The sequence below is a fragment of the Frankia sp. AgKG'84/4 genome (assembly GCF_023242965.2).
In the GTDB taxonomy this organism is placed as follows: Bacteria; Actinomycetota; Actinomycetes; order Frankiales; family Frankiaceae; genus Frankia.
This window is the reverse complement of record NZ_JALKFU020000208.1, coordinates 1-8,305: the sequence shown is the minus strand read 5'-3', so window position 1 is coordinate 8,305 and position 8,305 is coordinate 1. Positions and strand designations below refer to the sequence as shown.

8 protein-coding genes and 1 pseudogene are annotated in these 8,305 nt (G+C 73.0%); 2 read left to right on the top strand and 7 right to left on the bottom strand.

From position 1 onward, the window contains the following. A pseudogene (locus tag MXD58_RS14320) lies at positions 1-341 on the top strand (hypothetical protein); the annotation flags it as partial. Here MXD58_RS14320 and MXD58_RS14315 read toward each other — a convergent pair. After that, the gene (locus MXD58_RS14315) at positions 280-1,218 is read right to left on the bottom strand and encodes an RluA family pseudouridine synthase (RefSeq protein WP_248840846.1); all 939 of its coding nucleotides are present in this window, start codon (positions 1,216-1,218) and stop codon (positions 280-282) included. The pseudogene MXD58_RS14320 and the gene MXD58_RS14315 sit on opposite strands and share 62 nt — an antisense overlap. After that, a complete protein-coding gene (gene lspA, locus MXD58_RS14310; RefSeq protein WP_248840847.1) occupies positions 1,215-1,820 on the bottom strand; it encodes a signal peptidase II in 606 nt (201 codons plus the stop codon). Before lspA ends, MXD58_RS14315 begins: the two co-directional genes overlap by 4 nt. 480 nt (positions 1,821-2,300) lie before the next feature. Here lspA and ileS point away from each other — a divergent pair, with 480 nt between their 5' ends. Beyond that, positions 2,301-5,480 carry an isoleucine--tRNA ligase gene (gene ileS / locus MXD58_RS14305; protein ID WP_250609398.1) on the top strand — a complete coding sequence of 1,060 codons (3,180 nt, stop codon included), beginning with the start codon at positions 2,301-2,303 and terminating at the stop codon, positions 5,478-5,480. 143 nt (positions 5,481-5,623) lie between these two features. Here the strand turns inward: ileS and MXD58_RS14300 are convergent, their stop codons facing one another. From MXD58_RS14300 to MXD58_RS14280, 5 genes are all read right to left on the bottom strand, one after another. Continuing rightward, positions 5,624-5,782, bottom strand: a complete 159-nt coding sequence (locus tag MXD58_RS14300; RefSeq protein WP_248840054.1) for a hypothetical protein — start codon at positions 5,780-5,782, stop codon at positions 5,624-5,626. Positions 5,783-5,822: 40 nt separating this feature from the next. Next, positions 5,823-6,785, bottom strand: a complete 963-nt coding sequence (locus MXD58_RS14295; protein ID WP_248840055.1) for a DivIVA domain-containing protein — start codon at positions 6,783-6,785, stop codon at positions 5,823-5,825. Positions 6,786-6,879: 94 nt separating this feature from the next. Then, entirely contained in the window at positions 6,880-7,164 is a 285-nt protein-coding gene (locus MXD58_RS14290) for a YggT family protein (protein ID WP_462183544.1), read from the bottom strand. Between the two features lie 51 nt (positions 7,165-7,215). Further along, positions 7,216-7,761: a cell division protein SepF gene (locus MXD58_RS14285; RefSeq protein ID WP_248840056.1), complete on the bottom strand. Its 546-nt coding sequence runs from the start codon at positions 7,759-7,761 to the stop codon at positions 7,216-7,218. 10 nt (positions 7,762-7,771) lie between these two features. After that, positions 7,772-8,305, bottom strand: a 534-nt coding sequence (locus tag MXD58_RS14280) for a YggS family pyridoxal phosphate enzyme (protein WP_250609397.1), incomplete at its 5' end; no start/stop codon positions are given.

Sequence of the window (8,305 nt, the reverse complement as noted above, 5' to 3'; positions counted from 1 at the left end):
AGTTCGCCCTGCCCGGGGAACTCCTCGGCCTCGACGAGAGCGTGCAGGCAGACGTCGAGGACGGCACGGGTGCGGGGCTCGCCCAGGCCGCCGCGCTCACCAGCGCCTTCACCGGGCGTGGCCTGCGGGTCGTCCTACGGCTGGTGCCCGCCGCCGGCGAGGTTTCCTCGGTCGCCACACTCACCGCCGGTCTCGCCCGCCTGGCCGACCGGTTCCGGGACGAACCGGGCCTGCTCGGCTACGAGGTGGGCAGCACGGCCACCGCGGCCGGCGGGTCGGTCATCCGTGGTCCCGCAGCCTCTCCAACGCGGCCGCCAGGTCGGCCGGATCGGGGCTGGTGAACTCGACCCGCCCGCCGTGCGCGGGATGGTCGAAGGAGAGGTACGCGGCGTGCAGCCACTGCCGGGCCAGGCCCAGACGCTCGGAGAGGGTCGGGTCGGCGCCATAGGCGATGTCGCCGACGCAGGGATGGCGCAGCGCCGACATGTGCACCCGGATCTGGTGGGTCCTGCCCGTCTCGAGGCGGATCGAGAGCAGCGAGGCCGCCCGGAACGCCTCGAGGGCGTCGTAGTGGGTGACGCTGGGCTTGCCGTCGGCCATGACGGCGAACAGGCCGGGCCGGCGGGGATTGCGGTCGATCGGGGCGTCAACAGTGCCCCGCAGCGGGTCGGGGTGGCCCTGCACGACGGCCCGGTAGCGCTTGTCCACCTCGCGCTCACGGAAGGCCCGCTTCAGCTGGGTGTAGGCGTGCTCGCTCTTGGCGACGACCATGACGCCGGTGGTGCCGACGTCGAGGCGGTGCACAACACCCTGGCGCTCGGCCGCCCCAGAGGTGGAGACGCGGAAGCCGGCGGCGGCCAGCGCGCCGATGACCGTCGGGCCGGTGAAGCCGGGCGCCGGATGGGCGGCGACGCCGACCGGCTTGTCGACGACCACGATGTCGTCGTCGTCGAACAGGATGCCCAGGCCGTCGACCGGGGTCGGTTCCACCCGGACGGGCCGGGGCGGCGCCGGCAGGCACACCTCGAGCCAGGCGCCGCCGTGCACCCGGTCGGAGCGGCCGCGGACCCGGCCGTCGAGGCTGGCCTGGCCATCGTCGATCAGGGCGGCCGCCGCGGTGCGCGACAGCCCGAACATCCGGGCGAGGGCGGCGTCGAGGCGCACTCCGTCGAGCCCGTCGGGTACGGGCAGGGAACGCGTGTCCCCGGTGGCCGTCATTCGCCCGCCGGCCCGGTGGTGCCCGTCCGGCCGGTGGTGTCGTCGCCGAAGCGGCTGCCGTCGAGTCCGATGCCGCGCAGGGACAGGACCACCGCGAGGACGCCGCCGCAGACGATCGCCGAGTCGGCGACGTTGAAGATCGGCCAGTGGTGCAGGTGGACGAAGTCGACGACGTGCCCGCGCAGCGGGCCGGGGGCGCGGAAGATCCGGTCGACGAGGTTGCCCAACGCGCCGCCGAGCAGGGCGCCGAGCACCGCCGCCCAGCCGACCGAGCCCAGCCGCCGGGCGGTGAAGACCACCACCGCGATCACGGCGAGCGCGACCAGGCTGAGGATCACCGTCGCGCCGCCGGCGACGCTGAACGCGGCGCCGGAATTACGGGTCAGCTCGAGGTCCAGGATCCCGGGAACGATGCGGACCGGGCCGCGCCCGGACAGCTCGGACACCGCGATGTGCTTGGTCACGATGTCGAGCGCCAGCAGGATCGCGGCGGTCACGGCCAGCGCGACGACGGGGCGCCGGCTGCCGGAACGCCGGGCGTCGGGACGCGCCGCCGATCCGCTCACGGCGGCCGGACCGCGGCCGGCGGGATCTTCGGACACGCTGCTCCCGATGGTAGTTATCTGCCCAGCGCAACCACTCTACGGGCCACCCCGGCGCGGCGGATCCGACGGGCCCGTCGACTACACTTGCCGAGCAGCGGCACGGCGTCGACGGGGACGAGTAGCGGCGGGCGCAGCCCGAGCGAGCCGGGGTTGGTGGAAGCCCGGCGGCCAGCGCGTCGCGAAAGATCACCCCTGAGCTGCCGGCAGAACCGGGCCCGTCGGCAACCCCGGCACGGCCCGCAGTAGATCCGGCGGTCGCGCACCAACGAGTGGCCGTCTCGCGGTCCGGCGCCCGTCTTGCGGGCGGCCCGTCCCGGGAGGCGCGCAAGGAGGGTGGTACCGCGGTACCCCCGGCTCCCGAGGGGGCGCGGCGGCGGGTCGAGCCCGCCGGTGCCCCCGCTCAGAGCTGGTGGCGTCGTCCCTCTGGTGACAGCCGATGCCAGCGACGACGACCGAGGGAAGACCGGGTCCGCCACGATGAACACCACGCCGCCCACGCCCAGCTACGCGCCGCTGCCGGCGCAGGTGGACCTGCCCGCTCTCGAACGCGAGACACTGGCGCGCTGGCGGGACACGAAGGTCTTCCACCGCTCGCTGGAGGCCACCGCCGACCGGCCGCTGTGGATGTTCTACGAGGGCCCGCCGACCGCCAACGGCCGCCCCGGCGCCCACCACGTCGAAGCCCGGGTGTTCAAGGACATCTTCCCGCGCTACCGGACGATGAAGGGCTTCCACGTGCCCCGGCGCGCCGGGTGGGACTGCCACGGCCTGCCCGTCGAGCTGGCGGTCGAGAAGGAACTCGGTTTCACCGGCAAGAGCGACATCGAGGCCTACGGCGTCGCCGCGTTCAACGAGCGCTGCCGCGAGTCGGTGCTGCGCCACGTCGCGGACTTCTCGGCGATGACCGAGCGGATGGGCTACTGGGTCGACCTCGAGGGCGCCTACCGCACGATGGACACCAGCTACATCGAGAGCGTGTGGTGGTCCCTGCGGCAGATCTTCGACAAGGGCCTGCTGGTCGAGGACTACCGGGTCACCCCGTACTGCCCGCGCGACGAGACACCGCTGTCCGACCACGAGGTCTCCCAGGGCTACGAGGACGTCGAGGACCCGTCGGTCCACGTCCGTTTCCCGCTGGTCGCCGACGACCTCGGCCTGGCCGCGCGGGGCGCGCGGCTGCTGGTGTGGACGACGACGCCGTGGACGCTGGTGTCGAACACGGCGGTCGCGGTGCACCCCGAGGTCGACTACGCGCTGGTGCGGGCCGCCGACGGCGAGCTGGTCGTCGTCGCCGAGCCGCTGGTCACCGCGGCCGTCGGCGAGGAGGCCGAGGTGCTCGAGCGGTTCCGCGGGTCGGCGCTCGCCGGCGCCCGCTACGAGCGTCCCTTCGAGCTGCTGCCCGCCGAGCTGTTCGCCACCGGCACCGGCACCCCGCACACCGTCGTGCTGGCCGACTACGTCACCACCACCGACGGCACCGGCCTGGTGCACCAGTCGCCGGCGTTCGGCGCCGAGGACCTCGCGGTCTGCCGGGCCGCCGGCCTGCCGGTGGTCAACCCGATCGGCACCGACGGCCGCTTCCTCCCGGACACCCCGCTGGTCGGGGGGCTGTTCTTCAAAGACGCCGACGCGCCGCTCACCGAGGACCTGCGCGCCCGCGGCCGACTGTGGCGCGGCCAGATGTTCACCCACAGCTACCCGCACTGCTGGCGCTGTCACACCCCGCTGATCTACTACCCGTTGCCGTCCTGGTACATCCGCACCACGGCGATCCGCGAGCGGCTGCTGGCCGAGAATGCCCGCACCGACTGGCACCCGGACCGGATCAAGGACGGCCGTTACGGCGAGTGGCTGCGCGGCAACGTCGACTGGGCGCTGTCGCGCAACCGCTACTGGGGCACGCCGCTGCCGATCTGGCGCTGCGCCGCTGACCCGACCCACCTGACGTGCGTGGGGTCGCTGGCGGAACTGTCCGAGCTCGCCGGGCGCGACCTCGCCGCCCTCGACCCGCACCGCCCGTTCGTCGACGACGTCACCTTCCCCTGCCCGACCTGCGCCGCGACGGCCCGGCGGGTACCGGAGGTGATCGACGTCTGGTACGACAGCGGCGCGATGCCGTTCGCCCAGTGGGGTGCGCCGCACCGGGGCGCCGACGAGTTCGCCCGCCACTACCCGGCGAAGTACATCTGCGAGGCGATCGACCAGACCCGCGGCTGGTTCTACACGCTGATGGCGATCGGCACGCTCGTGTTCGACCGCTCCTCGTACGAGACGGTGCTCTGCCTCGGGCTGCTCCTCGACGCCGAGGGCCGCAAGATGAGCAAGCACGTCGGCAACGTCCTCGACCCGTTCGAGCTGTTCGAGCGGCACGGCGCGGACGCGGTTCGCTGGCTGATGCTCGCCGGCGGTTCCCCCTGGTCGGACCGCCGCGTCGGCCATGAGGCGATCGAGGACATCGTCCGCCGGGTGCTGCTGACCTACTGGAACACCGCGTCGTTCTTCGCCCTCTACGCCGGCGCCGCCGGCTGGCGCCCGGGCACCGGGACGCCCGCGAAGCCGCCGGCGCAGCGCCACGTGCTGGACCGTTGGGCGCTGTCCGAGCTCGCCGACACCGTCGCCGAGGTGGACGACGCGCTCGCCGGGTTCGACTCGCTGCGCGCCGGGCGGCGCATCGCCCGGTTCATCGATGACCTGTCCAACTGGTATGTCCGCCGGTCGCGGCGGCGGTTCTGGGCCGGCGACCCCGATGCGCTGAGCACCCTGCACACCTGCCTCGACGCGCTGACCCGGGTGATGGCCCCGTTCACGCCGTTCCTCACCGACTGGCTGTGGGCGCGGCTGCTGCGCGCCGACGACCAGGCACCGGACTCGGTGCACCTCGCCGCGTGGCCCGAGCTACCGGCCGGGCTGCGCTCCCCGGAGCTGTCCGTCCAGATGGACCTCGTGCGCCGGGTCGTCGAACTCGGCCGGGCGGCGCGGGCCTCCAGCGGCGTGCGGACCCGCCAGCCGCTGACGCGGGCGGTCGTCGGCGGCGGCGCCTTCGACACGCTGAGCGCCGAGCTGCGCGCGCAGATCGCCGAGGAACTCAACGTCACCGCGGTCGAGGCCGCCACCGCCGACGTCGTCGACATCACGGTGAAGCCGAACTTCCGTGCACTGGGACGACGGTTCGGTGCCACGACCAAGGCGGTCGCTGCCGCGATCGCCGCGGCGGGCGCTCCCGTCGATGGCCGCCTCACCGTCACCGTCGCCGGCGAGGGCATCGACCTCGCCGGCGACGAACTGATCATCACGGAGACACCGCGGCAGGGCTGGGCGGTCACCGCGGAGTCCGGGCTGTCCGTCGCGCTCGACCTGGAGATCACCCCGGAGCTGGCCCGCGCCGGGGTGGCCCGCGACGTGGTCCGGGTGCTGCAGGACGCACGCAAGGCCGCCGGCCTGGAGATCACCGATCGGGTGGACGTGCGCTGGTCGGCGACCCGTGACGACACCGCGCTCGCCCTGCGCGCGCACGGCGCCACGGTGGCCGAGGAGGTGCTGGCGGTCGCCTTCACCGAGGCAGACGAGGACCTGGCGTCGGCGGGCGTCGAGCTGTCCACGTCCGAGGAACTCGGCCTGCGCTTCAGTCTGACGCGCCGCGACCCGACGGCCGGCTAGGAGCTCGGCCCGGTGCCCGGCCGGGCGCGCCCTGCGGCCCAGTGGGGTCGGCGCGCTCGGCGGCCCGGTGCCGCAGCCGTCCTGCTGTCAGAGCCGGCTCGGCGTCCGCGCGCCCCTGGCCGGCGCCTGGTGCCGGCGACGGTTCAGGTGGAGCCGAGCCGGCGCCGGGCGCCGAGCGGCAGCAGCGCCGCGACGAGCAGGATAAGGATCAGCGAGGCGTAGACGAACCCGCTGCCGGCGAGAATGCCGACGACGGCCAGCACCGCACCTGCCACGAGCAACGCGCCACAGAGCGTCAGCACGCGGGCGGCCTACGTCGCGTGGGCCGGGCTGCGTCGCCGATCAGAAGTCCTGCATGCCGGGGCCCTCGCGGCGCGCGGGATCCATGTCGGGGCGGCCGTGACCGTTGTCGCGGGCCATGGCTCCGGCGGGCATCGGCGGGCCGGGCGGGAACGTCGGCTGGTGCGCCGGGTTCTGCTGCTGGACACCGCCGTTGGGGCCCATGCCGACCGCGGGGGGCGGGGTGGGGGCACCGGGGTTGAGGCCGGGGCGCTGCGGGCTGCCGGCACCGACGGCCGGCTGGGTCGGCATGCCGTCGAGGTCGCGCAGCTGCATCTCCAGGTAGGCCCGCAGCCGGGTGCGGTACTCCCGCTCGAACGCCCGGAGCTGCTCGACCTGGCCCTCCAGGCGCCGCTTGTCCTCCTCCAGGCCGCCGAGCTGCTCGGCGACGTGGGCACGGGCCTCACCGATGATGCGGTCCGCGTCCGCGCGGGCGTCGCGCCGCGCCCGCTCCGACTCGGCCCGCGCCTCGCGCAGCGCCTCGTCGGCGGTGCGCTGGGCGAGCACGAGGGTGCGCGCGACACGCTGCTCGATCTCGGCCTCGGAGACCTGGCCCGGACCGGTGCGCGCCGGGGCGGTGCCGCTGCCGACCGCGGGGATCACCGTGGTCGGGGCGCCGCTCTGCGGCTGCGGCTGGGGGGGTCCGGGGGGCGGCGCGGCCGCGCGCTCGCGGGCGACCTGGGCCGCCTGCGCCTGCATCTGCGCGAGCTGGCGACGAGCCTCCTCGACCTGGCGGCGCAGCCCCTGGTTCTCCTCCAGGATCTGCGCGGGCACGCCGGGGCCGCCGCCGCCGGAGCGGCGCGCCTCGTCGAGCTGGCGACGGATGTCGCTGTTCTCGTCGAGCAGCCGGGTCAGCTCCGCCTCGACCTCATCGAGGAAGGTGTCGACCTCATCCTCGTTGTAGCCGGTGCGGAACCGGGTCGGACTGAAGACCTTGTTCTGTACGTCCTGTGGTGTCAGAGCCACGTCGCCTCCTCGTGCGGCATCGCCGCTCCCCGAAGAGAGGGCGGTCTGCGGGCAGTCTGCCGCGCCCGCGTCAGCGGTGTGCACACAACCCCAGTCAGAGCCCCTGGGCGTAACCTCGCAGAACGAAGATCACCAGCAGGAGGACCACGTACCCGAGGTCAATCGAGGCGCCACCCACCCTCAAAGGGGGCAGGATACGCCGAAGGAGCCGTAACGGGGGGTCAGTCACCGTGTACACGAGCTCGAAGAGCAGCAGCAGTGGCCCGGACGGCCTGATCCTACGACCAAGGGATTCGATCAGATCGATGAACCACCGGGCGATCAGCAGCAGGGCGAAGAGCAGCAGCAGCCATGAAAGAAGAAGTCCTAGCGTGCTGATGGCGCTCTCTCCTGATGTGCAGGGGGATGCGTCACTGGTGAGGACTCTCCATCATGACTGGTTGTAGAACCCACCCTCACGGATGCGTCGCTTGTCCGTCTCGGTGACCTCGACGTTATATGGCGAGAGCAGGAAGACCTTGTTGGTCACCTTCTCGAGGTCGCCACGCAACCCGAAGATCAGCCCGGCGGCAAAGTCGACCAGCCGCTTGGCGTCGACATCGTCCATGTCGGTGAGGTTCATGATGACGGGGGTACCGTCCCTGAACTCCTCTCCGATCTGCCGCGCCTCATTGTAGCTGCGTGGCTGGAGGGTCGTGATCCGGTAGGGGTGCGGCTCCTCGACGGGCGCCACCCGGCGCACCGGCATGGGGGCGGCGGGGCGCAGCGGCTCGACCGGCGGACGTCGCGGCATGACAGCCGACTCCTCCCGTGCGTCGATCCGACGGACCGTGCGGTCCATCGGGACCGGTTCGTGCATGGCACGCCGGTCATCATGACCGACCGCACGACCGTCGTCGTCGTAGTCGTCGTCGAGATAGTCGTCATCCTCCTCGGCCAGACCGAGGTAGACCATCGCCCTGCGCCCGAGCCCCATGGGCGCGACTCTAAGGGACACCAGGCCGTTCACCGAACAAAGCGGTCCCGATCCGTAGGTGTGTCGCGCCCTCGGCCACGGCCGCCTCAAGATCGCCCGACATCCCGGCGCTGACCACGGTGGCTCGAGGGTGGTCCGCGACCAGCCGTTCGGCGACGGCTCGCAGTTTCGCGAATGCGGGACGTGGTGGTTCGCCACGAGGAGCAACCGCCATCACCCCCCGCAGTGTCAGCCCGGGGGCCTCCTCGACGAGTTCGGCGAGGGCTGGCAGGTCGCCCGGATCGATGCCGCCCCGGCCCGAACCGGCAACCCCGGCCGGAGTCGACCCGCCGGACCCACTCCGGACTTCCAACAGAACCTGCAGGCACACCGACAACGGATACCCCCGCTCGACCGCGAGCCGCGACAGCACGGGGACCAGCGCCGGACGATCCACCGACTGCACCCAATCAGCCCAATTAAGGACGGATCGGGCCTTGTTGCGCTGAAGTTGACCCACGAAGTGCCAGACCGGCCCGCCACCCGGCGCGCCCGCCGGTCCGGC

Excerpts from the sequence above, each read along its gene's own strand:
- MXD58_RS14315 (WP_248840846.1), bottom strand. The coding sequence starts at position 1,218 with ATGACGGCCACCGGGGACACGCGTTCCCTGCCCGTACCCGACGGGCTC.
- ileS (WP_250609398.1), top strand. The coding sequence starts at position 2,301 with ATGAACACCACGCCGCCCACGCCCAGCTACGCGCCGCTGCCGGCGCAG.
- MXD58_RS14285 (WP_248840056.1), bottom strand. The coding sequence starts at position 7,761 with ATGGGGCTCGGGCGCAGGGCGATGGTCTACCTCGGTCTGGCCGAGGAG.